The sequence below is a fragment of the Stenotrophomonas sp. INTA L402-1 genome, from assembly GCF_059295135.1.
In genome coordinates this window covers 340,963-367,006 of sequence record NZ_JCAFWP010000001.1, presented here as the reverse complement: position 1 = coordinate 367,006, position 26,044 = coordinate 340,963, and the positions used below count along the sequence as shown (strand labels likewise).

General features: G+C 65.4%; 27 protein-coding genes. 9 read left to right on the top strand and 18 right to left on the bottom strand.

The annotated features are described in order from the left end of the window. The first annotated feature begins 132 nt into the window (after window positions 1-132). On the top strand, window positions 133-387 hold the full coding sequence (locus AC5O77_RS01650) for a hypothetical protein (RefSeq protein ID WP_478057425.1): 255 nt from the start codon (window positions 133-135) through the stop codon (window positions 385-387). Window positions 388-434: 47 nt separating this feature from the next. Here AC5O77_RS01650 and AC5O77_RS01645 read toward each other — a convergent pair whose 3' ends face one another. Continuing rightward, window positions 435-1,079 carry a TetR/AcrR family transcriptional regulator gene (locus tag AC5O77_RS01645; protein WP_478057424.1) on the bottom strand — a complete coding sequence of 215 codons (645 nt, stop codon included), beginning with the start codon at window positions 1,077-1,079 and terminating at the stop codon, window positions 435-437. 123 nt (window positions 1,080-1,202) lie between these two features. On the opposite strand from AC5O77_RS01645, the gene AC5O77_RS01640 reads away from it, so the two are divergent. After that, entirely contained in the window at window positions 1,203-3,491 is a 2,289-nt protein-coding gene (locus AC5O77_RS01640; RefSeq protein ID WP_478057423.1) for a TonB-dependent receptor, read from the top strand. 17 nt (window positions 3,492-3,508) lie between these two features. Beyond that, window positions 3,509-4,405 carry a tyrosine-protein phosphatase gene (locus tag AC5O77_RS01635; RefSeq protein ID WP_478057422.1) on the top strand — a complete coding sequence of 299 codons (897 nt, stop codon included), beginning with the start codon at window positions 3,509-3,511 and terminating at the stop codon, window positions 4,403-4,405. A 53-nt stretch (window positions 4,406-4,458) separates the two neighbouring features. Here AC5O77_RS01635 and AC5O77_RS01630 read toward each other — a convergent pair whose 3' ends face one another. The 4 genes from AC5O77_RS01630 to AC5O77_RS01615 form a co-directional block, all read right to left on the bottom strand. Then, window positions 4,459-6,123, bottom strand: coding sequence for a tyrosinase family protein (locus AC5O77_RS01630; protein ID WP_478057421.1), 1,665 nt, complete (start codon window positions 6,121-6,123; stop codon window positions 4,459-4,461). Between the two features lie 276 nt (window positions 6,124-6,399). Continuing rightward, complete coding sequence (locus tag AC5O77_RS01625; protein ID WP_032127215.1) at window positions 6,400-6,657, bottom strand: hypothetical protein; 258 nt, start codon at window positions 6,655-6,657, stop codon at window positions 6,400-6,402. Then, a complete protein-coding gene (locus tag AC5O77_RS01620; protein WP_478057420.1) occupies window positions 6,654-8,006 on the bottom strand; it encodes a TFIIB-type zinc ribbon-containing protein in 1,353 nt (450 codons plus the stop codon). The genes AC5O77_RS01625 and AC5O77_RS01620 overlap by 4 nt, the downstream gene beginning before the upstream one ends. Window positions 8,007-8,026: 20 nt before the next feature. After that, a complete protein-coding gene (locus tag AC5O77_RS01615) occupies window positions 8,027-9,166 on the bottom strand; it encodes an SPFH domain-containing protein (protein WP_478057419.1) in 1,140 nt (379 codons plus the stop codon). Window positions 9,167-9,385: 219 nt separating this feature from the next. Here AC5O77_RS01615 and AC5O77_RS01610 point away from each other — a divergent pair, with 219 nt between their 5' ends. Further along, entirely contained in the window at window positions 9,386-10,756 is a 1,371-nt protein-coding gene (locus AC5O77_RS01610) for a ComEC/Rec2 family competence protein (protein ID WP_478057418.1), read from the top strand. 12 nt (window positions 10,757-10,768) lie between these two features. Here the strand turns inward: AC5O77_RS01610 and AC5O77_RS01605 are convergent, their stop codons facing one another. The 6 genes from AC5O77_RS01605 to AC5O77_RS01580 all read right to left on the bottom strand — a co-directional run bounded on the left by AC5O77_RS01605 (window position 10,769) and on the right by AC5O77_RS01580 (window position 16,179). Beyond that, window positions 10,769-12,061 (bottom strand): transporter, encoded by a 1,293-nt coding sequence (locus AC5O77_RS01605; protein ID WP_032127219.1) that lies wholly within the window; start codon window positions 12,059-12,061, stop codon window positions 10,769-10,771. A gap of 46 nt (window positions 12,062-12,107) precedes the next feature. Beyond that, window positions 12,108-12,857 (bottom strand): hypothetical protein, encoded by a 750-nt coding sequence (locus AC5O77_RS01600; RefSeq protein WP_478057417.1) that lies wholly within the window; start codon window positions 12,855-12,857, stop codon window positions 12,108-12,110. 13 nt (window positions 12,858-12,870) lie between these two features. Continuing rightward, window positions 12,871-13,575 (bottom strand): C39 family peptidase, encoded by a 705-nt coding sequence (locus tag AC5O77_RS01595; RefSeq protein ID WP_478057416.1) that lies wholly within the window; start codon window positions 13,573-13,575, stop codon window positions 12,871-12,873. Between the two features lie 99 nt (window positions 13,576-13,674). After that, window positions 13,675-14,991: a FapB/FapC family functional amyloid domain-containing protein gene (locus AC5O77_RS01590; RefSeq protein WP_494506367.1), complete on the bottom strand. Its 1,317-nt coding sequence runs from the start codon at window positions 14,989-14,991 to the stop codon at window positions 13,675-13,677. Window positions 14,992-15,034: 43 nt separating this feature from the next. Continuing rightward, complete coding sequence (locus AC5O77_RS01585; protein WP_478057414.1) at window positions 15,035-15,652, bottom strand: FapB/FapC family functional amyloid domain-containing protein; 618 nt, start codon at window positions 15,650-15,652, stop codon at window positions 15,035-15,037. Beyond that, window positions 15,649-16,179, bottom strand: coding sequence for a FapA family amyloid fibril periplasmic chaperone (locus AC5O77_RS01580; protein ID WP_164079503.1), 531 nt, complete (start codon window positions 16,177-16,179; stop codon window positions 15,649-15,651). Before AC5O77_RS01580 ends, AC5O77_RS01585 begins: the two co-directional genes overlap by 4 nt. A gap of 396 nt (window positions 16,180-16,575) precedes the next feature. Between AC5O77_RS01580 and AC5O77_RS01575 the strand changes: the two genes are divergently transcribed. Then, entirely contained in the window at window positions 16,576-17,931 is a 1,356-nt protein-coding gene (locus tag AC5O77_RS01575) for a sigma-54 interaction domain-containing protein (RefSeq protein ID WP_049401492.1), read from the top strand. On the opposite strand, the gene AC5O77_RS01570 is transcribed toward AC5O77_RS01575, so the two are convergent. The 4 genes from AC5O77_RS01570 to AC5O77_RS01555 form a co-directional block, all read right to left on the bottom strand. Then, entirely contained in the window at window positions 17,932-18,240 is a 309-nt protein-coding gene (locus AC5O77_RS01570) for a DUF6958 family protein (protein ID WP_478057413.1), read from the bottom strand. Further along, the gene (locus AC5O77_RS01565; protein ID WP_478057412.1) at window positions 18,233-18,775 is read right to left on the bottom strand and encodes a GFA family protein; all 543 of its coding nucleotides are present in this window, start codon (window positions 18,773-18,775) and stop codon (window positions 18,233-18,235) included. Before AC5O77_RS01565 ends, AC5O77_RS01570 begins: the two co-directional genes overlap by 8 nt. Before the next feature lie 62 nt (window positions 18,776-18,837). Further along, window positions 18,838-19,719, bottom strand: a complete 882-nt coding sequence (locus AC5O77_RS01560) for a TolB family protein (protein ID WP_478057411.1) — start codon at window positions 19,717-19,719, stop codon at window positions 18,838-18,840. Then, window positions 19,716-20,756: a hypothetical protein gene (locus AC5O77_RS01555; protein ID WP_494506366.1), complete on the bottom strand. Its 1,041-nt coding sequence runs from the start codon at window positions 20,754-20,756 to the stop codon at window positions 19,716-19,718. The genes AC5O77_RS01560 and AC5O77_RS01555 overlap by 4 nt, the downstream gene beginning before the upstream one ends. 91 nt (window positions 20,757-20,847) lie before the next feature. Between AC5O77_RS01555 and AC5O77_RS01550 the strand changes: the two genes are divergently transcribed. Genes AC5O77_RS01550 through AC5O77_RS01535 form a run of 4 tightly spaced genes read left to right on the top strand, consistent with a single transcriptional unit; the run spans window position 20,848 to window position 22,895 of the window. Next, window positions 20,848-21,774 carry a LysR substrate-binding domain-containing protein gene (locus AC5O77_RS01550; protein WP_478057409.1) on the top strand — a complete coding sequence of 309 codons (927 nt, stop codon included), beginning with the start codon at window positions 20,848-20,850 and terminating at the stop codon, window positions 21,772-21,774. Then, window positions 21,771-22,232, top strand: coding sequence for a helix-turn-helix domain-containing protein (locus AC5O77_RS01545; protein WP_478057408.1), 462 nt, complete (start codon window positions 21,771-21,773; stop codon window positions 22,230-22,232). The genes AC5O77_RS01550 and AC5O77_RS01545 overlap by 4 nt, the downstream gene beginning before the upstream one ends. Before the next feature lie 10 nt (window positions 22,233-22,242). Beyond that, on the top strand, window positions 22,243-22,668 hold the full coding sequence (locus tag AC5O77_RS01540; protein WP_478057407.1) for a VOC family protein: 426 nt from the start codon (window positions 22,243-22,245) through the stop codon (window positions 22,666-22,668). Next, a complete protein-coding gene (locus AC5O77_RS01535; protein ID WP_478057406.1) occupies window positions 22,665-22,895 on the top strand; it encodes a hypothetical protein in 231 nt (76 codons plus the stop codon). The genes AC5O77_RS01540 and AC5O77_RS01535 overlap by 4 nt, the downstream gene beginning before the upstream one ends. A 7-nt stretch (window positions 22,896-22,902) precedes the next feature. On the opposite strand, the gene AC5O77_RS01530 is transcribed toward AC5O77_RS01535, so the two are convergent. From AC5O77_RS01530 to AC5O77_RS01520, 3 genes are all read right to left on the bottom strand, one after another. Beyond that, complete coding sequence (locus AC5O77_RS01530; protein ID WP_049401501.1) at window positions 22,903-23,598, bottom strand: HAD family hydrolase; 696 nt, start codon at window positions 23,596-23,598, stop codon at window positions 22,903-22,905. A gap of 104 nt (window positions 23,599-23,702) precedes the next feature. Then, the gene (locus tag AC5O77_RS01525; RefSeq protein WP_478057405.1) at window positions 23,703-24,443 is read right to left on the bottom strand and encodes a DNA/RNA non-specific endonuclease; all 741 of its coding nucleotides are present in this window, start codon (window positions 24,441-24,443) and stop codon (window positions 23,703-23,705) included. Window positions 24,444-24,731: 288 nt separating this feature from the next. Beyond that, the gene (locus tag AC5O77_RS01520) at window positions 24,732-26,036 is read right to left on the bottom strand and encodes a hypothetical protein (protein ID WP_478057404.1); all 1,305 of its coding nucleotides are present in this window, start codon (window positions 26,034-26,036) and stop codon (window positions 24,732-24,734) included. Between the last annotated feature and the right edge of the window lie 8 nt (window positions 26,037-26,044).

Here is a 26,044-nt window from a genome sequence, read left to right as displayed (position 1 = left end):
CCCAACTGCCGCTGCGATCAAGCCGGTTAGGGGGCAGGAATGCAGACGCCAGGCCCTACGCTGGGGTCAGTCCTCGTAGCCAACCGTGTTCGAAGCGATGTTGACTATTCTCCGTAACCTGAAGAGACTTCGATGAATCGCAAATTTCCCTGGTACGACCTCCTCAGTCTGTTGCTCTGCGCCAGCGTCGCGCGGATCTCCAACACCCTCCTGCTCGCTGCGGGTGGCAAATTTTTCGTAGCGGCAAGCGCAGGCCCGATCGCAAGCTGGGGACGCCCTGGATACGGGCTGCTGATCGTCATCGGGTTCCTCGCGCTGGCGACCTGGTACTTCGGCGAGCGCGCGAAGGCCGTGCATAAGGCTCTGCCCGCCCGTTTCTTCATCTGATACCACCGTTTTTGCCCGGGGTGCCGGCCAGCGGCCGGCACTACCGTTCAATCCGCCATCACACGACCAATCGCATCGGCCAGCAGCGCCCGCACCCGTTCCGGCGGCAGGTCGGGATCGCGCACGGCGCGCATGGCCAGACCTTCCACCAGCAGCCGCAGCAGCAGGGTGCGGCCGGCGATCTGCTCTTCGTCCACGATCCGGCCCTGATCGACATCGCGCTGGCGCAGCCAGGCATGGATCGCGGCACTGGTCTGCTTGTCATGGGTGCGCAGCACCCCCGCCAGCACCGGATCGCGATGCGCCTCGGCGTTGATTTCCGCATACAGCGCCACGCTGGCGATCGCATTGCCGTGGATCGGCAGCACCTCGCCGCGTGCCCATTGCTGGTAGCACTCCAGCAGCCCATCAATCAGATCGGACGCCACCGGCATCTCGCTGATCGAGGCCTGGTCGTGGCGCAGCTGGCGCTCGATCAGGGCCAGGATCAGGGCGCGCTTGTTGGCGAAATAGCGGTACATCAGCCCCTGACTGATCTCGGCCTCGGCAGCGATATCTCCGATCGAACCGGCATGGAAACCACGGGTGATGAAGCACTTCTGGGCGGCGTCGAGGATGCGCCGGCGCTGGGCTTCGGCATGGGCGGCGGCAGGGGCGTCAGCGGGTGCAGCTACGGCGGTTTTCGGCGTCATTACATGAAGTCGGGGCGTCCAGAGGCGGGATAGTACGTCACAAAAGGTGTGAATGAACGGTCATTCATTTGTAATTCCCGCCTCCCAGACTGCGCCGGCCTTCTCCTTCCGCGAATGAGTCCGATGCGCCACGCCCTGCTGCACCGCCCGCTGCTCACCCTCGCCATTGCCGCCGCACTGCCGGCGCTGGCCCATGCCGAAGACAGTCCCAGCGCCGACGCCGAGGCATCCGCCGATGCCGCGCGCACCGTGGTCGCCCTTGACCAGGTGATGGTGACTGCGCAGAAACGCGCCACCAACCTGCAGGAGACCCCGATCTCGGTATCGGTGGTCGATGCCGAAGCGCTGAAGGACCGCAGCGCGATTTCGCTGGGCAACTTGTCCGATGGCTCCATCCCATCACTGCGGGTCACGCCGTTCGCTACCCGTAGTTCTGCGCTGAACATCGGCATCCGTGGCATCGGTGCCTCCGGCGACGCCAACCAACCGGCCCGCGATGCCGGCGTCGGCATCTACGTCGACGGGGTGTTCATGGGCCGCGCGCAGAGCCTGGGCAGCATGCTCTACGACGTGGAGCGCATCGAAGTGCTGAAGGGGCCGCAGGGCACGCTGTTCGGCCGCAATACCGAAGGCGGCGCGGTGAGCATCGTCACCAAGGCGCCGACCGGCGAGTTTGGCGGCAACGTCAGCGCGGGCGTGTCCAACTTCAGCGGCTACAACAGTGCGCTGCACCTGGATCTGCCCAAGGTGGGCGATGTCAGCTTCAAGATCGACGCCGTGCAGGCCAAGCGTGGCGGCACCACCGACAATCCGATGCGCGGCGAGCGCGACTTCAACAGTTACGACAAGCGCGGCGCCCGCCTGAGTGCGCTGTGGCAGCCGAGCGATGACTTCTCTTTGTTGTACGCGTTCGATCGCTCCTATGATGCCACCACGCCATATCACACCCAGGTGCTGGTGCCGGGCGCCTACCTCAGCCCCCTGCAGAAGGCCGGCGCCAGCCAGGATCGGCGCGACAGCACCATCCTGGGCGGGCCGCAGGAAGACAACATCGGGCGGACCGGTGGCCATCTGTTGAACCTGTCGTGGACGCTGAACGACAACCTGGAGTTGAAGTCGATCAGTTCCTACCGTGAACTCACCCAGGGGCAGTTCGACATGGGGCTGGTCGATGCGATTTCGGCCTATGGTGGCGCAGGCACACCCTTCGGGCGTTACAGCCTGGCCCAGGTCTACCAGCACCAGTACAGCCAGGAATTCCAGCTGATCGGCAACACCTCGCAGGTGCAGTTCCTGGGCGGTGCGTTCTATTACCACGAGACCGCTGGTGACAATGCGCAGACCCCGAACATGCTGGTCTGGGGGCCGGGTGGCAACAGCTACACCGTGAATCCGGCGACCAACCCGCTGGATCTCTCGCGGGTACGCATCGATCGCGCCAGCAAGGCCTGGACCGACAGCCTGGGCGTCTTCGGCCAGGCCACGTGGACCCCGGAAGCGATGCAGCGGCTGCACCTGACAGCGGGTGGCCGCTATACCCGCGATGACAAGAAGGGCAGCCTGTACATCGTCAATGGTGCGGGGACCAACCTTGCGTTCAAGGATCGCTGGAGCCGTTTCGACCCGATGGTCAATATCGCCTACGACCTCGGCGAGCACGCGATGGTCTATGCCAAGTACAGCACCGGCTTCAAGGCCGGCGGTGCCAACTCGCGCTCGACCAACTACAGCGCGTTCGGTCCTGAAGAAGTGACGGCCTATGAGCTGGGCTTCAAATCGCAGTTCTGGGACAACCGCGCGCGCCTGAACCTGGCGGTGTTCGATTCGACCATCGCGCACAAGCAGATGGACTTCTCGCTGCCGTTCGACCCGAACAGCGGCGAAACCCGCACCACCATGGTCACCACCAATGCACTGAGCGATGGCAAGTCGCGCGGCGCAGAGCTGGAGTTCAACGTGATGCCGGTGGACAACCTCACCCTCGGCCTCAACTACGCCTATACGAAGATCGACGCGCAGACCGCGACGGACCCGTTCGGTGCAGGGGTGCAGGTAACGGTCCAGCCGCTGCTGGCGCCGAAGAACGCCGGCAGCCTGTCGGTCGACTACCTGGTGCCGTTCGCGAACTTCTCGGCACTGAAGTTCCATGTGGACGGCAACTGGTCCGATGGCTACTACACCAGCGAGTACGACCAGATGCTGACCGACAGCTCGTTCGTGGTGAACGCACGGGTGGCGCTGGTGGATGTGCCGGTCAACAGCACTGGCACCACCATGTCGTTCTCGTTGTGGGCACGCAACCTGCTCGATGAGCAGCACCTGTTCTACAAGATCAACAGCGCGGCGCTGGGCCAGAGCGGCATCTTCAACGACCCGCGTACCTTCGGCCTGGAAATGGCCGTCAACTTCTGATTCGAACGGAGAATTCCATGAAGCACCGCTCTACCGAACTTGTCCTGGCCCTGATGCTCAGCCTGCCGATGGCTGCGACGGCTGCTGCCGCTGATGCGCCGCAGGTCGCCGCCGCGAAGCCGATGGCCGTTGCGAACGTGAAGCCCGTCGCTGCCGATGCGCAGCGCGTGATCCCTCTGCAGGGCGCCTGGAACGTGCGTACCTTCGCCGGCCTGCAGGGCCGCCACGGTCCGATTCCGGCCGATGCGTTCGTGCGCACCGCCGACCTCGGCCGCCTCACCGATGCCGACCGTGATGCCCTGGCCGCTGCCGGCGTGAAGCTGGATATCGACCTGCGTACCGCCGATGAAGAGGCGCAGTCGCCGGACCTGCTGGCCAGGGATGATCGCTTTGCCTACCAGCGCATTTCGCTGATGGGCACCGAGAAGATGGACCTGCAGAAGATGATGACCAGTTTCCCGGATTCGCTGGGCGAAGCCTATGTGCAGTGGCTGGGCCACAGCCAGCCGCAGTTCAAGCAGGTGTTCCAGCGCATCGCCGCGCAGCAGGACGGTGCCGTGCTGTTCCATTGCACGGCCGGCAAGGACCGCACCGGCATCATCGCTGGCCTGCTGCTGGACCTGGCGGGCGTGCCGAAGGCCGAGATCGTGCACAACTACGCGATCTCCGCGCACTACCTGGAAGGGCAGCCGAAGGACAGCGCGATGAACGCGCAGATCATGGCGCTGGTCAAGCAGAACCCCGAGATCGCCCGCAAGATGGCCGGTATGGCCGGTACCGCACCGGACAACATGGAGCAGTTCCTGGCGGCGTTGCACAGCCAGTATGGTGGTGCGGAAGGGTACCTGAAGTCGATCGGAGTGAGCGAGCAGGAGATCCAGCAGTTGAAGGTGCGGCTGGGGCAGGCCGGCTGAAGACTGCCAGGCTGAAGGCAGGTGCCGGACAGCCCGGCACCTGCCGTGCGTCATCACGGCTGCTGCGGTGCTACCAGGATGGCGGCATCCAGTACCGGGAATGTCTGCGGTGCCTGGCCGGACGATGCGACCAGGCGGATCTCCAGCGTGGTCGTTCCCCCATCGGCGGCATTCAGCGCCTGCAGGGCCCCCAGTTTCTGCGGCAGCGGCACCGCGAACGTGGTTGGGTGGCTGTGATCCATCCCGGCCATGGTCGGCCCGAAGAACGATACGGTGCCGGCGTAGTACGGACTGTCGGCCGCCACGGAGGCGGTGCCCGCCGGTGCGTTGATCAGCACGTCGAACTCGCGCGTATTGTTCAAACCGCGTGGTCGCTCCAGGGTCACTTCGGCAATCAACTGGCGCGGGCCCGATGTGGTCAGGTGCGCGCGCACCGCCTCATTGGGGACAGCCACGCGGACGGCGCCATCGGAGCGTGTGCCGCGCACCAGCCGCACCGCGCCGGCAGCTGCTGGCAGCGTGACCGCCTCCAGCATGTCGTTGCGGCGCGCGTAGACGTAGTCGTAGTCGAAGGCCGTGGTGGAGAAGAACGCACTGGCCGGACGCTCGCCAACGGGCTTGCCCTGTGCATCGACGAAGAACCGGAACGGTTCGTTCATGAACTGACGCCGCTGGTCGACGTTGATGGGCATGATCGGCTTGCCACGGGAATGCTGCAGCTGGTTCCAGACATCCCACAGGCGGTCCATGTTGGCGTGGTGCAGGTAGAAGACCGGATCCAGTGGTGACAGGAAGTTGGTCATGTTGCCGTAGGGGCCGGGATCGACCGCGCCGACGCCACCGATGCAGTTGTGCACCTTGTTGTGCGGGAATCCTTCCAGTACCGAGAATTTCGTGGCGCCGTCAGGCTGCACCACGTGCGAGGCCGTACGCGAGCTGGTGAAGCTGCGGCTGACATCGTCGTTGTAGAACTCGACCGGCGACAGCCCCGCGTGGATGGTGTCGGGAGACACGGCCGAAGCGGTCTTTGCATCGAAGCCGGGATTCTCGCGCCAGAGGTAGCGGGCGCCGCAGGTGATCGCATAGGCCGCATTGCCCGAGATGCCGGTCTTTTCCGCGACGCTGTAGCCGGTTACATCGTTCCAGACATCGTCTGCAGTGAGGTAGCCGCGGAACTTGAGCTGGCCGCGTTGGCCTGCATCCAGCGTGTCCCAGTAGCGCTGCAACGCCGGGCGCATGAACCGGGTGAAGACCGCCAGGTTGCGGGTATACGGCGCATAGGCGCTGTCAGTGGGCGTCAATGCGCCGTCGAACATCGCCGGGGGAATCCGTGGCAGCTCGGTCCAGTCCCAGTAGGGCATGGCGAACTGCGGATCACCGCTGAGCGTACGGATGGTCTGTTCGAAGTAGCCGACATAGCCCCGGTGCCAGACATAAAACCACCAGTTGCCGTGCGGGCAGTCCATCAGATGCACGAAGGCGTTGCGGAACCAGTTGCGTGGATCGTCGGCCGGCAGTGCCAACATGGCCTTGATGCCACGCGCGTAGCTGGCCAGCATGCGCTGGCCTTCGGGGCTGGTGACGTTGTAGCGGTGGTAGCGCGCCTGCGCGGCCTTTCCGGCCGGTGCGGCGCCGCTGGCCCAGGCTCCGGGCGCCACCAGTGACGCCAATGAAGCGCTGGTGGTGGTGGCAAGAAAATCACGACGTGTGTAGCGCATAGCCTTCCCCCTGGTGATTGGTTGAACCGCGTTGGGTTACAAATCACTGGCAGGGCCGGCGGCAGCGTGGCGGCCGGCCCGACGGGGACATCCAGCCCCGCCGCTTCCACCGGCAGGTGCAACGATGGCCGGGGTGGAAGCGGCGGTAGTATACGCATGGCAAAAAGAGCTGATCTGCGAAGCAGGCCACAGTCGCAGGCGCGTACACATCTGCCCGGCTGAAGCTGTTCACCGTCGTCGTTGCGGCGTTGTCGATCAGCCAGGCATGGCCTGGCTCTACTGATCGGGTTTCACCCTTGCCACCCGTTTCCGGTACTCGTACACGTTGTCACCGCGTATGCGCTTTTCCTCGGTGCCGGTGACCCGGCCCACCTGCTGGTCTGAACCGGTCACGGGCTGCGCCTCGATTTCGGTCTCGTGCTCGAAGGAATGCGATTTGTCGGTGTTGCGGTAATAGCGGTACAACGCCCAGTACAGCGCGGTTGCGCCGGCCGGACCTGCCGCCAACAGCCAGAGGCCACTGTCGTCGCTCATGTCGATGCCACCAGGAAGGCAATTGCGAGGGCTTCAATGACGGTGCCGGTGGCAAGGGCCGCCAGCAGCATCTTCCATTGCTGCACGGGTACGCTGCCCATGGTTTCGCCGGTACGGCCGTTCACCGCGATGTAGTGCAGCATGCCGCCGTTCTTGCCAGGCTGATGGTACGAGTACAGCCAGACCGGCAGGTACATCGACACCCAGCGGGTGCCATGCACCTCCAGCTGTTCCTGCTCCCAGCGCACGCCGCGGTTGTAGCGCTTCACCGAGCCTTCCACCTGTGCGCGGGCAATCGACAGCAGCTGGTCTTCCAGCCGCGGCCGCAGCTTTTCCACATCCAGGTTGCGCTTCTCCGAAGTGAAGCCGGCCAGGTAGGAGGCGTTCCATTTCACCGCGTTCTTGGTATCGAACGGCAGGATGGTGTTGATGATGTTGTTGGTGTTGGCGCGGGTATCCAGGTTGCCGCGCTCGGCCGAGGATTCCAGCGGAAGATCGTCGACGGTGAAATCGACCTGGCGTTCGACCTGATAGACATCGGCGTCGTAGAGGGTGCGCTTGTTCTTCTCGCTGCCGACCGTGTACTCACGGGTCTTGATCTCGCCTTTGCCGGCCACCGCAGCGCTGACATTGCTGTCGACGATCATGTAGGGCAGGAACACGCCCACCACGTTTTCAGGGGTGAACTGGTTCTTGAACGCCTTCAGCGCGAACATCCGGCGCTTGTCGACGAACTGGCGGATGCGCGCGACCGCATCGTCCTTCTTGATGTGGAAGGGCAGCACCGCATCGGGTACCGCGCCATTGGCAATCTGCTCGTTGACGCCGAAGACGTGGCGGCACCAGTGGCAGCGCGCCGTCATCGTGCTTTCGGTGTTGACCGTGACTTCTGCGCCACAGCCCGTGCACTTGAAGGTCATCAACGCCGAGGTGTCGGCATCGATGTCGCGTGCGCCGGAGGCGATGACGGTGCCGCGCAGCTGGTCGATGGCCTCGCCCAGCCCGAACTCCTCCTCGACGCGTGCGCCATGCCATTCGTGACGGCAGTACAGGCAGACCAGGATATCGGTACCGGCCTTGGGCCGGATGTCGGTGGCGCCGCACTTCGGGCAGCGGTTGAGGCCGTCCTTCAGCTCGCTGGCCGAAGTATCGATGGCCACAGGATCGGGCGCTTCCACTTCATCGCGGATGGCCTGTGGCAGTTTCGAGGTGTCCAGCGGGAAGCTGCCGGGCAGGGGAGGGACGTCCTGCGGCGAACCGGGCCCATCCAACGACGCCGCCGGCAAGGGCGGCGGCGTCGCGGGCGCGGATCCGGGCAGCGGCGGCGGGCCGTTTCGGGGATCGGACATGTTCGTTGTGCGTCCTGCTGTTACAGGCCCAGTGCCTTGGCTTTCAGGGCGTCATAGTCGCCCTGGGTAATCAGGCCCAGGTCCAGCATTTCCTTGGCCTTCTTCAGCTTGGCGACCGGGTCATCCGCGGCCGGAGTGACCGGCTGCTGCATGCCACCCACACCGAACATGCCCGAGGCCATGCCGACACCGACCAGGCCAGCCGCGCCGCCGCTCTCGCCGGCCGACTGGATGCCCTGGGCGACACTGGCCTGCAGGTTGGAATTGCCGCGCGAACCGGACAACGCATCGGCGCGCTGCACGGTCTTCAGCAGTTCGCGGGTATTGGCGTCGTATTCAATCGAGACGATGGCGGTCTTGACGATGGCCAGGCCACGGTCGGACTTCCACTGGTAACCCTGTTCGACCGCAGCCGACAGGCTCTGCGCGAAGCCCAGCGAGTCCTGCTGCAGCTTGGTGATGCGGTTGCCCTTGCCCGGGTCATTGGTATACAGGCTGAAGGCCGGCGCCAGCGAACCGACCACTTCATTGAACAGCTGGCTGGCCGCGGCGTTGTCCAGATCGGTGAAGTCGAACACCTGGCCCGGCTGCAGGTAGCTGGCCGGTACGAAGTTCTTCACGAACAGGATCGGGTCGACGATCTTCAGCGTGTAGGAGCCGCGGGTGACCGCGCCGACCTGGGTATTTAGGAAGCCGTCGTCCCAGTAGATTTCCGACTGGGTGCCGAAGCGGTTGTCCGGCAGCTCCTTCAGCGAGACGAAGTACGCGGCCTGCTGCGAACCCGGCTGGCCGCCGAACTTGAAGCGCTCCCAGCTCTGCTTGATGAAGGTGCTGACCAGGCCGTCACCGGCGAAGATCGACTGCGAGTTCAGATCGTCAGAGCGCCACTCGTAGCCGCCCGGTTCGGCGACGAACGCGGTGATCGCGCCGTCCTGGAACAGCAGCAGGCCATAGCCCTCCGGCACGATGATCTTCGAGCCGTTGGTGATGATGTTGGACGAGCCGCTGGTGTTGGAACCGCGGCCGGCATTGGTGCCCTGCGGCACCGCCGCGAACAGGGCCGCCGTGGACGGCAGGCCCGCCGGCACGGTGTAGAAGTCCTTCCACTGGTCGGCCAGCACACCGCCAACCGCACCCTTCACCGCCTGTACCAGACCCATGACCAACTCCCTGTGATTCGAGGGCAGGCACCATGCCTGCCGAGCTGGACTGAATATAGCAGTGGCCGGGGGCGGCTGTGGTGCCGGTGGGTGAATGGGCACCGTGGAACCTCTGTAATAGTCCGGTCGTTGATTCCGCCGCCGACTCCGGGCCTAATCGGTGGAGGGGCAATGACGTCCCAGCCGACGCTGTGTCGGGTCTAGCCAAGGAGTGGAGACATGATGTCGAACAGTAATTCCGCAGAGCGCCGCATCCAGTACTACGCGTTGTTCGAACCCACAGAAGTGCTTGAGGATGGGCGGTGGAACCCGGAGGCGCAGGTTCTTGTCGACGCGATTCCAGTGCCAACTGCTGAAGCTCTGGCGGGGGTGGAAGGGATGCCGAGATCCATTGACTTTCTGTTGGGTAGCGTGCCTGCCGGTAGTATCCCGGTGCAGTGGCAAAGTGATGCGGCATGGCATCTCATCACGCTCACTGGCACGCCGACCGAAGATGCGATTCCGATGTCCACGGCTGTCCTCGGTCCGAACGCTGAAGGGCAAGATCTGACCTTATTCCTGACGATCCAGAACATGTCCTCGCACGACGTTTCCATCACCGGAAAGATCGGAACGTTTCTTGCTGGAAAAGAAGCAGCACCTGGCACCATCGAAGAACTGCTTGATCGGATCGACGCAGAGTCAATTCATGGTGTTGCGATTTACGACGTGGGGCAGGCAAGCTTCAGTGCACTAGTCGATGAGCTGGAGCACCCGCACCTGTTTTTTGACATCGGTCGTCCACTCGGATTCAACGCATATACAAGACCGATGCTTCCAGCATTCGACCCGCTGGTATTCGCTCCCAGTGATACATATCCGCAACCAATCATCCTTTCCCATTTGGACCAGGATCATTGGCTGTTCGCTGTTCAGTCCGGAGCTGCTGTTTGGGATCCGGCAGCAGGATACTGGAAGACGACTCCAATCTATCGCCAAGCGGCTCTTGAACGCGTATGGGTTGTAAGGCTTCCGCTTGGAATTCTCTACGGAGGCAGCCATATTCACTTCCTGCTGGAGCTGCACAGCCTCGGCATTCTGCTCGTCTGGCCGGAAGCATGCGCATCCATTCAATCGGGCGACCTTTCCATCTGGCAGTGCACTCCTTCAGTTGGCGCGCCGGCCACACAGCGATACATGAAAAACAACACGTCGCTGGCACTCAGGGTTGATTCTGCACATTCCGCCGCCGTGCTGTGTGGTGATGCCGACTACGGCTCATTCGCCCCAGGGGTTTTCGTTGATGTAACTGCTGTAGTCGCTCCACACCACGGCGGTTATATCCAGTTCGGAGCGACACCAAATGTGTGGGGCCCAGGTCGCATGGTCCTCTCGACATATGAGAATGCCTACCCGAGCGTGCCCCATGACCAAACCATCGCCGATGCGCTGAACAACGGCTGGTTCGTAACTCGCACGGATGCAAGACATAGCTGTGGCCGATGCGGCAACGTTCATGGCCACAAGTACATTCCACTCGCTGGAACCCAGCCAGAATGTGGATGTGGAGTTGTCACTTCTGCGCAGATCTGCCTGCCGCACGTGCAATAGGACTCCAGCTGGCTACAACATGTACGGAATCTTGAACGCCAACGTGAAGTCCGGCGCATCCGGGGTCAACCCGATGCCCAGCAGCGTCACCAGCGTGGTGTGCTGGTTCAGCGCATAGGTCACGCCCAGGTTGAGTGATGCCGCATTGGCATCACTGCCGATCACCTTCATCCACTTGCCGCCCTGGAAGCGGGTGGAAGCGCGTGCGCTGATGCGGTCACTGAAGGACAGGCTCAGGCTGGTCCGCTCGTTGAATGCGAAGGCCACGCCTGCGCCGAAGTACACCGAGCCGCCCAGCTTCACATCGCCCGGGTTCACCGTGTCCGGATTACTGTCGATGTCGTTGAACCCGCGCGGGATGGAGTGCACGTAGCCGATGTTGGCAAACAGGATGGCCGGGTCGGCGGTCTTCACCATCGACAGGCCCAGGTTGGCCTGCCATACGCCATTGCCAGTGGGTTGCTCGCGCGGCACGGCGAAGCGGATGTAGTCGTCGTCATCGCGCTCGATCACCTTCCAGTCCAGGCCGTAGGGTGCGCGCCCGGTGGGGGCGGTGACGCCGGCGGTAAGCACGGTCTCAGGGCGCCAGCCGCGTTCGCCGAACAACCGGTAGTTCGCACTGAGCCCGATATCACCCAGGCCGTTGCCGTTGGTCTCTTCCTGTGCAATGGCGGCCGCTGCTCCGCCGGCGCCGCCCTTCTGGTATACGGTGCGCCGGGCCAGGTAGGGCACGTCCAGGTTGAGCGTCAGGTTCGGGCTGACACCCCAGCGGGCCGCCACGTTGTAGGTCAGCGAGTCGGACTCCACGTTCTCGATGGCGATATTGCCGAGGAAAATGGCGTCCAGCGCGAGGAAGCCGTTGAGGGTGAGCTGCTTGCGGTCGTAGCGGGCGTAGGTGAGGCTGTTCTCGATGGTGAAGCGGCGGGAGAACAGGGCCGATTGCTGTTGCTTCACGTCGTCCACGCTGCGCCGCGACTCCTGCTTGGCCTGTTGCGCCTCGGCGGCGGTACTGGCGTAGCCCTCGCTGCTCGGAGGGACCGCGGCGGCGGCCGCCTGCGCCAATGGCGCGGCCGGTGGGGCTGTGACTGGGCCAACCCGCCCGCTCAAGCGCGCCTGCATGGCCTGGACCTGCATGTCCAGTTCGCGCAACCGCCGCACTTCCTGTGCGTAGTTGGCCTTCAGCTGCTCCAGCTGGTTGGCCAGGGCCTGCACGTCAGCGCCATCGTCAGACGTCGGCGGTGCGGCAAGGGCGGTGCCCGCCAGCGCCGCCAGCGCCAACGGGGTGATCCTCATCAGGGTGTGCATGTTGGTGTCCTGCGTTGTGGAGCGTTTCCCCCAATGCCAGGCCCTGTTACTGGCCTGGCCCCATGCCGCGGTTCAACGCAATCGCCTGGGCCACGTTCTGGCTCAACGGCAGGTTGCTGCCCACGGCGTTGCGCACCAGCTCCAGCCGCAGCTGGTTACTGGCGATCTGGCCGTCACCGGCGAGGGCGATACCCTGGCCGACGCTGCCATTGCGGATCCACTGCTGCACCAGCCCCTGGCCATCCACCTGCAGCAGCAGGCGTGCCTGGTTGCCTTCCAGCACGGCGGTCGCGCTGGCGCCGGCCTGCTGCGCGGTGACGTTGCCTGCGCCATCAGAGAGAACGGCTGGCACGCCACCCTCGCGGACGGTCAGCGTGGTGACGTTGCGCGCGACATTGCCATCACCGGCCACCTGCACGCTCTGCACCAGGCCGCTGGCGTTGGCCAGGCCGCTGCTGTCGATGCTGCGTCCGTGGGTATCGGGCAGCGGCGCATCGGCTGCCGTGACATGCACGCTGGGCTGGAAACTCAGCTTCGGCGCGCCACCACCACGGAAGTCCATGCCCAGGGTGAGGCTGCCCTGCAGCGTCGCGCCGTTGCCGGCCTGCCACTGCGACACCATGGTGACCCCGAACCAGGCAACGTTGTTGCCACCCACGGTGTAGCGCCCCCGCATCAGGCTCAGTTCCGGGTCCGGAATTTCCTTCAGGCCGCGACCGGGAGCACCCTCTGCCGCCTGCAGAGGCAGGGAAGGGAAGGCCAGCAGCAGAGCCATCATCATCGATTGGCGGAACATGGTCGAACCTCCTTCAGAACAGGTCGGCGTGGCTGAAGCCGAAGTCGACCAGTTCGGCATCGGTGATCGGCCCTTGCCGCGCGTAGAGCGCGCGGGCGCTTGGCCGTTCGCTGGGTTGCAGAAGAGCGGTGTTGCGATCGAAGTCGCTGCCGATCACCACGAAGACCGCGCGCGATGGCCAGGTGGCCAGGAACTCCGGAAGGGCCAGGCTGCGGTTGCCCAGGATCGGGTCGGCCACTTCCACGATGCCGTTGCGCACCTGCTTGAGCACCACGAAATGGCGGAAACCGCGCACGTCCATCAACACCAGCCCTGGCACGCGAAGGGTGCGCAGTCGTGTTTCATCGATGCGGTAGCCCCGACCGCGCATGCCCAGCGATTCCACGTAGCGCTTGATGTCGAGCAGCGAGAAGCCGCGCTCGGCTACCAGAGCGGGATCGGAGACCCCCATCATTCCCTCGATCACCGTCGCCTCGTCGGTATCAAGGTGGTAGGCGTGGCGCAGGATGGTGGCCAGCGCGGCGGCCCCGCAGCTGTAATCGGTGTGCTGCCGCACCACGTTGCGGTAGCGCCGCTCCTGCATGCTCTCCACCTTCTGCTGCAGCAACGCGCCATTGGGCAATACGCCGCTGAAGCGCACCTCGCCCGCCCACGCGGAGGCGGTACCCAGCAGCAACAGCATCGCCAGCAGGCGCATCGAGAGGCGGCAACGGATCATCACGTTCTCCGGCAGCAGGGGGGAGCCCCTGTCCCAAGGGGGAGGAGGAACAGGGGCTCCCGGGAACCCGGCCATTGGCGGACGGCCGGGGTGTTGCGCTTACTCGCCGCTGCCGCCACCGCCGCCGGTGCTGGGCTGGGCGACGGCCAGGGCCAGGCTGTTGGCCTGCAGGTTGCCGGTGCCCGCAGCAACGTTCACGCCGATGTTGCCGGAGGCGCCGGAGAAGGCACTGCCGGACAACGCCGAGGTGTTGGTGGCGTTGACGTTCACCCAGCGCGTGGTGCTGACCGTGCCGCTGAGGCTGGCGTACAGATCGGCCACGCCCAGTTCGACGAACTGGCTGGTGCCACTCTCACGCGTATCGAAGCCCAGGCCGCCCACTCCCGGCCGGTTGGGGTTCATCGTGGCGTTCTGGATCTCGTTGTCCAGGTCGATGTGGCCGGTGCTGTTGCCACCCGGATGTGGCAGCTCGCCATTCCATGTATCCAGATAGTAGTTGGCCATCTGATAGGCGTTGCCGGTGCCGCGGTAGGTGCCCGCGCCATAGGCCAGGGTCAGGCCGCTGACGCCGCCACGCATGCCGACCTGCACGGTATCCGTGTAGGACTGCACGAAGCCGGCGTTGCTGACCGTGTTGCCGGTGGAGACCTGGTTGGAGCTGATGCTCGACTGCGCCACCGCGGTGGTCGCTACCGAGGCCGCGAGCGCGTTCTTCTGCTCGTTGTTGTTGCCCGAGGCGATGTTCACGCCGATGTTGCCCGAAGCACCACCGAAGGCGTTGCCGCCGAGACCTGCGGCGTTGGTGACGCCGGAGTTCATGGTGACGTTGCCGAAGCCGGCCTGGTTGACGAACACCTCGGCGTCGGCCATGCCGAAGCTGAAGGACGCGTCGGCAGCGGACAGCGACGCGGCATTGTCCTGCGCGTTGTTGTCTCCGGACACCACGTTGAAGCCGAGATTGCCCGAGGCGCCGGCACCCACGCTGTCACCGATGGAAGCACTGTTGGTGACCAGGCTGTTGCTGGTGACGTTGTTGCTGATCGACTGGCGGTTGTCGATCACGGCAATGGCCGCCGAGTCGAGGTCGATGTCGCCGGTGATGTTCGGGTCGCCGGAGAAATTGATGTCGGTGCTCAGCCGCAGGTCCTTCTCCAGGTTCACGTCGACGCCGTGGTTGTTCTTTTCCTTGCGTTCGTCGGCCTGGATGTTGCTGTGTTTCTGCACATTGACATTGACGGTGCGGTTGCGCACGTCGTTGTCGGTGTGGTTGTGGGTGTCGTTGCGGGTTTCGCTGACGGTGTGGTTGTGATTGATGTTCGCGTTGGCGTTCTGGTTGTCCCAGCCATTGGCCGCAGCGGCGGTCGAGGCAGTGGCAATCGCCATGGCGAGCATGGTCTGTTTGACGGTCGCTTTCATGGTGCCCTCTCTCTCATCAGGTGGTGCATCGGTTGGGTGGTTGTCACGGGCGGTCCTGCACGACCAGGCCCAATACGTTGGCCGTGTCGTTGCCGTTGCCCGCGATCTGATTGAGTTGCAGGACCCCGTCGAATCCCCGCAGTGCGGTGCTGGCTACACCTGCGCTGCGGGTGCCCGTCGCGACGCCGTGACCGGTGTCGTCCCGCCCCCCTGCCAACGCGGAACCCTCGGCGGCCAAGGCCGTATCGTCGGTTTCGCGTATGCCCTGTCGGGCCAGCGTCGCGCTGACGACGTTGAGCGTCGTGTTGGCGATGCCGCTGGCCTGGTTGATGGATGCGATGCCACTGGCACCGGCCAGTGCGTCACCGCCAATGAATGCAGTGGCCTGCAGCGGCCCGGACAGCACGCGGTTGCCCTGCTGCAGTTGCCGCGCATTGATCGCGACGTCGGCGCGATCACCCTTGGCGATACCCCGTAGGTTGGCCTGCACGTTGAGGTCGCCGGCGGCCTGGTTCACGGCGATGGCGCCATTCGTTCCGGCAAGTGCGTGGCCGTCGATGCGGGCCACGTCGAGATAGGCGAGCATGCCGCTGTAGTCATCGGCCCGGGTCGCGCAGGGCGCGGCAGCGAGCAGCAGAAGCAACCCGTGCAGCGCCTTCATTTTCCACCTGCCGGGGCCGTGCCCTGCAGCGGGAACTGGGCCAGTGCGCCGCGCACGGTATCGGCGATACCGCGGGTGCTGCTGCCGACCGCACCGAGCGGCCCACTCATGGCTCCCCCCAGATTGCTGCCGACCATGCCGTCGCCACTGCGGCCCAGCGTGCCGCCCAGGGCCTGCTGGGTGACCCGTTCAACGGTGGTGCCACCCGGCGCCGCGATGGACGCGGCCTGGCCGGCGCCCATGCCGGCATAGTCCTCATCGCTCAACTCGTCCATGCCGGTTGTTGTGCCGCCGGCACCCAATGCGGTGGCGATCTCGCGCTGCGGCTTCGGGTCGGCAATCAGCGCCATGCCCGGCGGTGCCATGCGATATGCCGGGCGCGCGGATACATCCCGCAGCAGGACGATCTCGCCCGGTTGTGCCTTCACGCCTTGGCGGGCGCCGGATGCGGATGCGCCCGCGCCAACCGACAGCAGGGCCACTGCCAGTGCTGCGGCCAGGCCGCGAATCAGGGTGGAGCCGTCCATGCCGATCTCCCGCGATGGGTGCGGCGGAACCACGCATCAACCGTGCCAACTTCGAAGTGCCCACCGGCCAATGTCGGCACCGTGCCGCACCTGACCGGGCTGCTGCCACGCTGTTACAGGCACGTCGTGGAATTGTTGGGATTTCGAAGCCCCAGGCACTGCAGGGCAAGGGCGGCGGGCGACTGTCGCATCCGTGTTACAGGTGGCGTCGCGGTCTGCAACGGTGCCGCTTCAGCCAGGAATTTCTTGACGCACTGCTCATTGCGCCGCCGTTTAGGGAAGCGCTAGGATCCGCCCAACAAAGGCCGCCCCGGTGGCCGTAGAGGTCCCGGCGGGGGGCGGCACGCCGGTGATTGCCTGACAGTCCGCCGACGGTGTCCGGATGCTGGGGGAAGCATGGCAGCGGTCCCGGAGGCTTCAACGTCACGTTGCGTGCTCTGGTTTGGCGAGCCGTTGGCGAACGAGCGCAGTGCGCTGGCGGCAGCGGGCTGGTATGTGCGCAGCATCCGTCCCGATCCCGCCATGGCGATTGGCCTGCGCGGGCGCGATCGCTTGCTCGCCGTGCTCGATCTGCGCCACCTCGATGCGGTCGCGCTGCAGCTGCTGGTACCGTGGATCGAGCAGCACCAGCATCTACCCTGGCTGGCGGTACTGCCACCGGGTGCCGGACCTGCTTCAGCGGCCTGGCTGCCGTTGCTGCAGCGATGCTGCGCCCGCTTCACGCTGCCGTTCGGCCTGCAGGATCTGGTCTGCGCAATGCGCCAGCAGTTCGACGCAGATGATCCGCCTGTCGACGCAACCTGCAGCGGGCAGGGACCGCACGCATTGATTGGCGAAAGCGCTGCGCTGCATGCGGTGCGCACGGTGCTGCACAAGTTCGCGCCGGTGGAGCTGCCGGTGCTGGTCACCGGCGAAACCGGTACAGGCAAGGAACTGGCCGCACATGCGCTGCATGCGTTGTCGGGGCGTGCTGGCAGGCCTTTCATTGCGGTGAACTGTGGTGCGATTCCGGCCAACCTGGTGCAGTCGGAGCTGTTCGGCCACGAACGTGGCTCGTTCACCGGTGCCGACAAGCGGCAGATCGGCGTGTTCGAATCCGCGCACGGCGGCACGGTGTTTCTGGACGAAGTCGGTGACCTGCCGTCGGAGGCGCAGACCAGCCTGTTGCGCGTACTGCAGGAGGGCACCTTCGAGCGTGTCGGCAGCAGCCAGCCGTTGCGGGCGGATGTGAGAGTGCTGGCTGCCACCCACGTGGAACTGGAACACGCGGTGGCGCAGGGCCGGTTCCGCAGCGATCTCTATTACCGTCTGAACGTGCTGCGCCTGCTCATGCCACCATTGCGTGAGCGAGGTGCCGATGTGCAGCTGCTGGCCGAACACTTCCTGCGTTGTTTCCGGCAGCGGCACAGCGTGCGTGCACGCGGCTTTGCGCCGGCCGCACTGCAGGCCATGCGGCGTTTCGAATGGCCCGGCAACGTACGCGAACTGCTGAACCGTGTGCAGCGTGCAGCGATCATGGCCGAAGGCGAGCTGATAAGCGAGCGTGACCTGGAGCTGGGCGCATCGGTGGCGGTCCTGCCTGGGGCGATGCTGCACGATGCGCGGGGCCAGGCCGAGCGCGATGTGCTGCTGCAGACCCTGCGCCAGACCGGCTACAACGTTTCCGAGTGCGCGCGGCAGATGCAGATCTCGCGGGTGACGGTGTATCGCCTGTGCCGCAAGCACCGGCTGGAGCTGCCTGCGCAGCGCTGATCATCCGGCCGCCAGGTGCTTGAACAGGCGCAACGGCTTGCCCGTGACGCGCTCGACCACGCCCTTCGCTTCCAGGTCCAGCTGCACGGCCTTCAACCACCAGCCGGCGGTGGCGCCTGCCGGGAACAGGGCGGCCGGCAGGTGCGGCAGCAGCGCCTGCTTGGCCTGCGCAACGGTCAACCCTGGCGGTTGCGCAGGCAGGGCCTGCAGCAAGGCATGGCGCATGGCGAGATACTTGGCACGATCCACGCGCTGGATGTGCCCGGGCGTGGTGATGCTCTCGATCTCGATCCGCTCGGGCTCAGACATGACTATCTCCCGCGACTTCGATGCGAGGGCTGCGGAAGCCCATGGCGATCCACGCCTTCATCAACCGTGCATGGAACCGCAGCGACCGGGTCTCCAGGTTGGGCACATCGTCCGGAAGGACAGACGCATCAGGAAGATCACTGACCATCGTCCGCATCTCCACGACGGGTCTTTCCGATGCGGGCCACAACAGGCAATACAGGCTCAGCCAATGGCCGCCACTGAACTCCAGGAACAGCGGCGTATTGCAGCAGCCCGCCAGGACGCGGCGGCTGCCGCCCCTGCTGGACAAGCGCAACGCACGCAGCATGGAATGTCCGGCATCGATGCTGACGCGATCCTTGCGGTGCATTACGAAAAGCGTCTGGCCATGCGGGCCCAGTACTTCGGGTGCTCGGTGCAGCGACTGCAGCATGGCGCCGGCCTTGCGGCAGCTGTCGCAGCAGCATTCGACGGTGGCAATGGGTTGGCCCGTGGCGGTCAGGCGGACCTGGCCGCAGACGCAGGCAAGGGACTGATGGGAGGGCATCTGCATTTTCTCCTGGGGTATTCATCCTCTCGACGAACCGGGGCGCCGGGAATCGACAACATCCGCCTTCAAGGGCGCTTCATCCAGTAGCGGATGCGGTACAGGTCCAACCCTGCACCGTCCGCACGCCGCGCCGAATAGGTCAACATGCCGGGGTGCGAGCCATCCAGCATCGCGCCGTAGCTGTCGCCGGAGGTTTCGTTCAACGGCGAGGGCAATGCATGGCCCGCGTCATAACGGCCTCCACGCTCGTAGGCAATGAACTGGCGCACCGGTCCGCTGCCGAAGTCCAGGGCGCGGGCAAAGACCACAGTACGGGCATCCCCGAGGAAGGTGGCATCGAACTCCTGCGCCGAGGTATTGAGGTCTCCGGGCAGCGGCCGCGCGGGCTGCGCCTCACCACGGACCATCGCTGCGACGTAGAGGTCATGGCCACCCGCACCGCCTGCGCGATCGCTGGAGAACAGCAGCGTGGCTGCGTCTGGTGAGAGCATCGGCGCAAACTCATCGGCCGCGCTGTTCACGGCGGGGCCAAGATTGACCGGCTCCCCGAATCGGCCGTCGCTCCCCACGCTGACCCGATACAGATCGTCTCCGCCCTGGCCGCCTGCTCGATCCGAACAGAAATACACCACGCGGCCATCGGCGGAAAAGGCGGGATCGAAGTCACGTCCCGGCATGTTGAACGAGACCGGCTTCGCCGGCCGCCAGTGCTGCCCGTCGTGGTGCGAAACCCATATGTCATACCCGCCCGGACCGCCGGGCCGGTTGCGGCTGAACCACAGTGCGGTCTTTCCGTCCGGGCTCAAGGTCAGTCGAATCTCGTCGTACTGCGTGGATGCAATGCCCGGAGCAAAGCGCTCGGCCGGGCCGACGATCTGCAGCACCCTGGATGGAGACGCGCCAGGCGATGCAGACACCAGCAGCATCACGGCCAGCAGCGCCTTCATGCCTGTCGCTCGAAGTCGCTGACCCAGTTGGTTTCCCAGCTGCGTCCACCATCGGTCGAGGCCGCCTGTTCCCAGCGCGCCGAACGCGGGGTAATGCGTGACCAGATCACCCGCGTCTGGATCGCTCGTCCGTCGTGCTGGTCTTCGCCGAAGAAGCGACCGACACCGGCATCGAAACCACCGCGCAGCGGCGCGCCGATCCGGTTAGGTTCCCGGCCATCCAGCCACCAGCTCAGCCAGTGCCGCTCAGCCGCATTCCAGGCGCGGATGCCCATGCCGCGCAGCGGCGCTCCTGGCACGTCCATCAGATTGTCACCTACGTTGCCGAATCCTCCCAGTACCGGCCAGTTGTGCAGGGTGCCGTTGAACGCGTCCCACGCATCGCTGCCTGCCAGCCGGGCGCGCAGGCGACGATGGCGCACGTTCCAATGGCCCACCAGGAAATCAAAATCGCCCGGTGCATCCGGCAGCTTCGGAAGCGGAGAGGGGGCCGCAGCCGTGCGGCGGAACCAGTTGCGCCAGTTCACCTCCCAGTGCGCACCGGCGTCGTCGGAGAATGCCTGTTCCCACCACGGCTCCTCGCCATGGATGGCGTGCCACCGGAACCACACGTCGATGGGGCGTCCGTCGATCCGGTCGGTGCCGCGGAAGCTGCCGGCATCGCCCTTGAAACCGCCGCGCACGGGGGCTTCGATATGGGCAGGATTGCGGCCATCGATCCACCAGATCGACCACGTGGAAGACACCGGATCAAAGGCACGCACGCCCAGGCCCCTGTAGGGACCCGAAGGCAGTGCCATGACGTTGTCATCGATGGTGCCGAGCCCGCCCAGGGTGAGCCAGACCGCGCTGGCGCCGGTGAAGGACTCCCAGCGGGTATCGCCCACCAGCCGCTCATTCAGGCGTTGGTGCCGGACCTGCCAGTTGCCCTGCAACCACTTCCAGTCTTCGCTGTGACTGGCCAGGGCCCACCCGGAGGGCAGGGCGGCGGACGCGGCCGTGGCGGCCAGGGTGACCAGAAACTGCCGTCGATCCATATGCGTGATCCCCTAACGAAGGTGCCTCCATCGTTGCGGGTACGAAGGGGATTGACCACGCAGATATCGGGGCTCAGGCTAAGCCACACTTATGGTCACCCAACGCCAGCTGCCATCGCTTGCCGCCATCCGCGCCTTCGAGGCGGCGGCGCGGCTGGGCAGCTTCGCGCGTGCCGCCGAGGAGCTCGACACCACTGCGGCATCGGTGAGCTATCACGTGCGGCGGCTGGAGACCCAGACCGGTACCTGCCTGTTCCTGCGCCACGCACAGCACGTGGAACTGACGGTGGTGGGTGCCAGCGTCGCGCAGGAAGCCACCCGGGCATTCGACGCACTACGCGCCAGCTTCATGCGCGCCGCTGGCATGGATGCGGCGCGACTGCGCCTGTCCGTACTGCCAACGCTGGGCACCAGTTGGTTGACGCCGCGGCTGGGTACGTTCCGCGCCCGCCATCGGCAGCTCCTGCTGGAACTGGATCTGTCGGCAGAGCCGCAGGATCTTGCCGCCGGCCACTTCGATGCCGCCATCCGCAACGGGCATGGCGAGTGGCCTGGGCTGCAGGCCACGCCCCTGTTCCCCAGCGTTTTCATGCCGTTGTGTGCGCCGGCGCTGCTGCCGGCGGCCCGTGGGCTGGGCAGCACCGCGCTGGAGATTCCCCTGCTCGGTCGGCCGGACTGGTGGGCCCTGTGGTTCGCCGCGCACGGGCACCTTCCACCGCCGGCACCAGGGAGTCTGGTCACGCCCTTCGCCGTCGAGCATCTGGATGTCGGTGCCGCGATCGCAGGGCAGGGCATCGCCATCGGTTCGCCGATCCTGTTCCAGGCCGAGCTGGAGAGCGGGCGCCTGGTGCAGGCGCATCCGGGTGTCGCCAGCGACGGTCGCAGCTTCTGGTTCGTGGCGCCCTCGGCGCGGAGTGGGAGCGCCAAGGTCATCGCATTCCGTGACTGGTTGGTCGAACAGGCCGCCGAGGCCCGGCACGCAGCACGCCATCATCTGGCCCAAGCGGTGACGCCGTGAACCAGAGCCCCGAACTGCTGCGACGCCTGCTGCGTGCCAGGGACCGGATGGACCGGGCCAGCCATGAGGAATGGCCAGTCACACGCCTGGCCGAGGTCAGTGCGGTGTCGCCGGCGCACTTCGCCCGCTCATTCAAGCAGGCATTCGGGCTGCCGCCGCACCGGTATCTTCTCAGCCGGCGCATCGAACGGGCCGTGGCGATGTTGCGTGACACCGACCTGCCGGTCACCGAAATCGCCGTGCAGACCGGGTGGAGCAGCCTGGGCACCTTTGGCCGCATCTTCCGTGACATCACCGGTGACAGCCCGGGCAATATGCGTGAGCGTGAGCGTGCAGGCCAGGCGGCGTCGGCCAGCGTGCCGGAATGCCACGCACGTGCCGCACAGCGACCGGACCTTAAGATCGCAGTTTTGGAGAAGCGTCGCCGCGTGGCGGTTGCTAACGTGGACCCCACCTGAGGGAGGTCCCATGACGAACACTGTGAACACGGTCGGCCTGTATGTGCGCGACCAGGATGAGGCGCTCGCGTTCTATGTCGGCAAGCTCGGCTTCGAAGTGCATACCGATGTACGCAACGGCAGCTACCGCTGGCTGACGGTACGCAGCCCGGGCCAGGACGGTTTCCAGCTGGGCCTGTTCGTGCCTGGCCCGCCCATCCACGATGCGGCCACCGCGCTTTCGCTGCAGCAGCTGGTGGCCAAGGGCGCAATGCCGCCGCTGGTGCTGGCCGTGGATGACTGCCAGGCGTGCTACACGCAATGGCTGGCGCTGGGCGTGGAATTCACCCAGGAGCCGATCGAGCGCTATGGCGCCATGGACGCCGGATTCCGCGATCCATCAGGCAATGGCTGGAAGATGATCGAAGCCCGCTCCGAGACGAGGCGCCGGCAATGAGCCGCGGTGGCTGGGCACGGCCCGTGCACCGTTGGACCTCGATCGTGTTCACCCTGGCGGTGATCGCCAACTTCGTGGCGCGCCCGATGGGGCAGGGCGAGCCACCGGCATGGATAACCTATGCGCCGCTGCCACCCTTGTTCCTGCAGCTGTTCACCGGGCTGTATCTGTTTGCCCTGCATTACGCAGGCAAGCGCCGCAGCGCCTCGTTGGGCGCTGCGGGCTGAGAACAGATCAGGCGACCGCGTCGACCGCATGGGCGGCAAGCAGGGCGGGCAGGTCTTCCATGCGCTGGAAGATCACCTGTGCACCCGCTGCACGCAGGGCCTCCGGCGTACTGTGGTGCGGGCCACCCTCACTGAAACCGAATACGGTAGCTCCGGCAGCCACGCCGGCCGTGGCACCGGTCACGGTGTCCTCGATCACCGCGCAACGCTTCGGGTCCACGCCCAGCGCAGCGGCGGCGGCCAGATAGACATCCGGATGCGGCTTGGTGTGCGGCATGTCCTGGCCGCTGAACACATGGGCACCGAAGGCATCAAGGATGCCGACCTTGCCCAGCTGCAGCTTCACCTTGTGCAGATCGGCGCCGGACGCGCAGGCAATCCGGCCGCCGGTGAGCACCGCGATCGCACGCACCGCCTCGGGCGCACCCTGGATCGCAACCAGGTCACGTTCCAACGCGCGGTTGCGCTGCTGGCGGAACTCTTCCAGCCATTCCTCGGTGAACGGCTTGCCGGTGCGTTCTTCGATCAGGCCGGCCAGATGGGCCACGGACTGGCCAAGGAACACCTCGCCGGCCTGCGCCGGGGTCAGCGGCCAGCCGCGCTCGGTCAGCATTTCCGAAAGCACGCGGGCGACCAGCGGCTCGGAATCAACGAGTACGCCATCGCAGTCGAACAGCACGGCATCGAAGGGGAAACGGGACATCTACAGCTCCAAGGGGCAATGCGGTGGTGCAATTGCCCGCCATTTTCCCATAGCCATCCTTGCGTGGCACCCGGAGCGGGTGCCACCCATTCCCGGCAGGCCGATCAGCCCAGATCACAGCCCGCCGGCTGCGGCCAGGTGGTGGCCGGCAGCATGTTCTTCAGCGAAGCGGGCGCGTTGATCGCCACATAGCTGGCGCCCAGCAGCTCCTCCAGGTCGGCGATGGTCACCAGGTAGCTGTCCAGGCTGCCCAGATTCGCTTCATTCGGGATGATCCAGCTGATCGCCTTGGCGGTGCCGGTGTTCGGATCACGGGTGATGATCGTCTTCCAGAAGAACTCCGGGGTCGGAATGCCGTGACTGGCAAGGAAGTAATCGTTGGACGCGTCGCCGTAGACCACGCCGCCGTAGACATCCACCGGCGCGATGTCGCGGTAGCACTCGGCCACGTTTTCGGCCTTCACCCAGACGCCCTGGTTGAAGCTGGAAACCTGCGGAACGATGTTGGTCATGTAGTTGGCGCGACGGATGTAGGTCGCGTTGTAGTCCATGTGGTTGGAGGTCACCAGATGGCCGCGGTCATAGCCGCTGCGGATGCTGGCATACGACGTGGTGCTGTTCTGGCCGAGGCAGCCGGCCGGCAGGTCCGGGTCTTTGTAGAAGCTGGACGGGCGCGCGGCGGAGCCGGTGTCGGCGGTGAGCGTGTACTCGTAGCGGGTGGCGCTGTGGATGTTGCAGTCGTAGGTGAGCACGAAGCCGCCCTTGTTGAGGGTGACGACCTGGGCCTGTGCGGCACCGGCGAAGGCACTGAGGACGAACGCGAAGAGGAAACCTGCAAGTCGCATAGCGATTCTCCAGCAGAAGTTCAGGGCGCAGCCGTCCGCTACGACCGGGCCGGAGCGAGGTCATGTGAGGACACTGCGGAGTCGGGTAGTGCGGAATGCGTGGGACGTGACCGCGATGACAGGGCCGCGGAGGCCGTGCGGTGTCGTAAGCGTCACAAGCTGTCGTCTTTCGGTCAATCGCGAAACGACGAAGCTGTGACAGCGCGCAAGCACTGGAGATGTGTCAGATCATGCGGCGTGTGGATGAAACGCAGGCGTGCTAGGACATCGCGCTGCCTGCAGCGGTGGTCAGGGGTTCGTCTTCAACACGTAATCACCCTTGCGTATTCCCGGCACCAGCGACCATCCCGGCTTCAGGCTCAGCGACCATCCCGGCCCCTCCAGTGGCAGTTCAGCACTTGCCGGGGCCTGCACGAATACCACCTTCCAGTCGCTCTGCAGCAACGCACCGTCGGTGACATCCAGGCTGCCCCAGATGTCGGACAGCCGCATTGCTGGATACACCATGCCTTGGCCTGGCAACGGCTGCATGGCGTTGGGATCGAACTGGATGTGCATGTTGCGCAGATCCAGGCGCACGACCGGGCCTGTCACGAAGCGCGCACGGTTGTGTTCCAGCTGCGCAAGGCGCTGCTGCCCGCGCAGCGTTTCGGCTTCGTGCAGCTCCGGCCCTTCATAGCGCGCGGCAGCCGCTCCCAGCGCGGTCGCGTCCAGCTGCAATGGGGCCTGCGTCACTTCGGCCAGGCGCGTGCCGAGATCGCGAGCCTGGTGGGCGAGGTCGCCGCGCCAGCCAGGTGCCGCCTGGTCCAGCAGCAGGCCATAGGCCGGGCCGGTGGCATAGGCGAAAGAGCGGACGAAGCTGCGATCACCCACGTGTGCGCGAAGGTCATGCAGTGCCGCCTGGATACGTGTCGACGGCGTCGGATTGCCGACGAACACGCCGGTGTACTCGGCCAGGCCCTCGTTCAATTCCAGCGCCGCTTCTTCCTGCGCGGCCGCAGGGAACCGGCGGTAGCGCTCGGCGCGGAATGCGAGTGCGTCCGTCATCGCAGTGTGCTGCGATACTGCATCGGTGGATTCGAGTGCGTCCGCAAGCGCGCGCCATTCCAGTTGCAGCCAGTAGCGTCCTTCAAGCGTATCGAGGTGTTCGTTTCCACCTTCCGCCGGCGCGATGATGGGCAGCGCCGGCTGCAGGCGATGGAACATTTCGTGAGCCAGCAGCGTACTGCGTCGGGACGCGTCCTGCGGCAATGGCCAGAGCAGCTGCGTCCAGCGTGTGCCGGACCAGTCCACGGCGGTGTTGGCGACGATCGCATCAGACGGAAGCTGGCCTGCGAACACATTGCCGCGCTCCTTCAGCGCACCATGTGCGTCTGCCTGCGAGGCGATGACCTGCCGGCTCTTTGGATCCACCAGCATCATCGGCCCGCACAGGGATTGACCCCACAATCGACCCCGGTCTTCGTTGCAGAGCTGTTCGGCGCGCCGGAAGACCTCGCGGGCCGCCGCATCGGAGAACGCCTGCTCGTTGGCCATCACGGTTCGTTGCGCACATAGCGCCAGTACAGCGAAGAGCAGGAAGCGTGACCTCATGACGTCCA

Coding starts and splice junctions, on each gene's coding strand:
- AC5O77_RS01640 (WP_478057423.1), top strand. CDS start 1,203: ATGCGCCACGCCCTGCTGCACCGCCCGCTGCTCACCCTCGCCATTGCC.
- AC5O77_RS01550 (WP_478057409.1), top strand. CDS start 20,848: ATGGTCACCCAACGCCAGCTGCCATCGCTTGCCGCCATCCGCGCCTTC.
- AC5O77_RS01635 (WP_478057422.1), top strand. CDS start 3,509: ATGAAGCACCGCTCTACCGAACTTGTCCTGGCCCTGATGCTCAGCCTG.
- AC5O77_RS01595 (WP_478057416.1), bottom strand. CDS start 13,575: ATGATCCGTTGCCGCCTCTCGATGCGCCTGCTGGCGATGCTGTTGCTG.
- AC5O77_RS01520 (WP_478057404.1), bottom strand. CDS start 26,036: ATGAGGTCACGCTTCCTGCTCTTCGCTGTACTGGCGCTATGTGCGCAA.
- AC5O77_RS01590 (WP_494506367.1), bottom strand. CDS start 14,991: ATGAAAGCGACCGTCAAACAGACCATGCTCGCCATGGCGATTGCCACT.
- AC5O77_RS01540 (WP_478057407.1), top strand. CDS start 22,243: ATGACGAACACTGTGAACACGGTCGGCCTGTATGTGCGCGACCAGGAT.
- AC5O77_RS01535 (WP_478057406.1), top strand. CDS start 22,665: ATGAGCCGCGGTGGCTGGGCACGGCCCGTGCACCGTTGGACCTCGATC.
- AC5O77_RS01580 (WP_164079503.1), bottom strand. CDS start 16,179: ATGGACGGCTCCACCCTGATTCGCGGCCTGGCCGCAGCACTGGCAGTG.
- AC5O77_RS01600 (WP_478057417.1), bottom strand. CDS start 12,857: ATGTTCCGCCAATCGATGATGATGGCTCTGCTGCTGGCCTTCCCTTCC.
- AC5O77_RS01530 (WP_049401501.1), bottom strand. CDS start 23,598: ATGTCCCGTTTCCCCTTCGATGCCGTGCTGTTCGACTGCGATGGCGTA.
- AC5O77_RS01645 (WP_478057424.1), bottom strand. CDS start 1,079: ATGACGCCGAAAACCGCCGTAGCTGCACCCGCTGACGCCCCTGCCGCC.
- AC5O77_RS01560 (WP_478057411.1), bottom strand. CDS start 19,719: ATGAAGGCGCTGCTGGCCGTGATGCTGCTGGTGTCTGCATCGCCTGGC.
- AC5O77_RS01605 (WP_032127219.1), bottom strand. CDS start 12,061: ATGCACACCCTGATGAGGATCACCCCGTTGGCGCTGGCGGCGCTGGCG.
- AC5O77_RS01650 (WP_478057425.1), top strand. CDS start 133: ATGAATCGCAAATTTCCCTGGTACGACCTCCTCAGTCTGTTGCTCTGC.
- AC5O77_RS01555 (WP_494506366.1), bottom strand. CDS start 20,756: ATGGATCGACGGCAGTTTCTGGTCACCCTGGCCGCCACGGCCGCGTCC.
- AC5O77_RS01615 (WP_478057419.1), bottom strand. CDS start 9,166: ATGGGTCTGGTACAGGCGGTGAAGGGTGCGGTTGGCGGTGTGCTGGCC.
- AC5O77_RS01565 (WP_478057412.1), bottom strand. CDS start 18,775: ATGCAGATGCCCTCCCATCAGTCCCTTGCCTGCGTCTGCGGCCAGGTC.
- AC5O77_RS01585 (WP_478057414.1), bottom strand. CDS start 15,652: ATGAAGGCGCTGCACGGGTTGCTTCTGCTGCTCGCTGCCGCGCCCTGC.
- AC5O77_RS01625 (WP_032127215.1), bottom strand. CDS start 6,657: ATGAGCGACGACAGTGGCCTCTGGCTGTTGGCGGCAGGTCCGGCCGGC.
- AC5O77_RS01630 (WP_478057421.1), bottom strand. CDS start 6,123: ATGCGCTACACACGTCGTGATTTTCTTGCCACCACCACCAGCGCTTCA.
- AC5O77_RS01610 (WP_478057418.1), top strand. CDS start 9,386: ATGATGTCGAACAGTAATTCCGCAGAGCGCCGCATCCAGTACTACGCG.
- AC5O77_RS01525 (WP_478057405.1), bottom strand. CDS start 24,443: ATGCGACTTGCAGGTTTCCTCTTCGCGTTCGTCCTCAGTGCCTTCGCC.
- AC5O77_RS01570 (WP_478057413.1), bottom strand. CDS start 18,240: ATGTCTGAGCCCGAGCGGATCGAGATCGAGAGCATCACCACGCCCGGG.
- AC5O77_RS01575 (WP_049401492.1), top strand. CDS start 16,576: ATGGCAGCGGTCCCGGAGGCTTCAACGTCACGTTGCGTGCTCTGGTTT.
- AC5O77_RS01620 (WP_478057420.1), bottom strand. CDS start 8,006: ATGTCCGATCCCCGAAACGGCCCGCCGCCGCTGCCCGGATCCGCGCCC.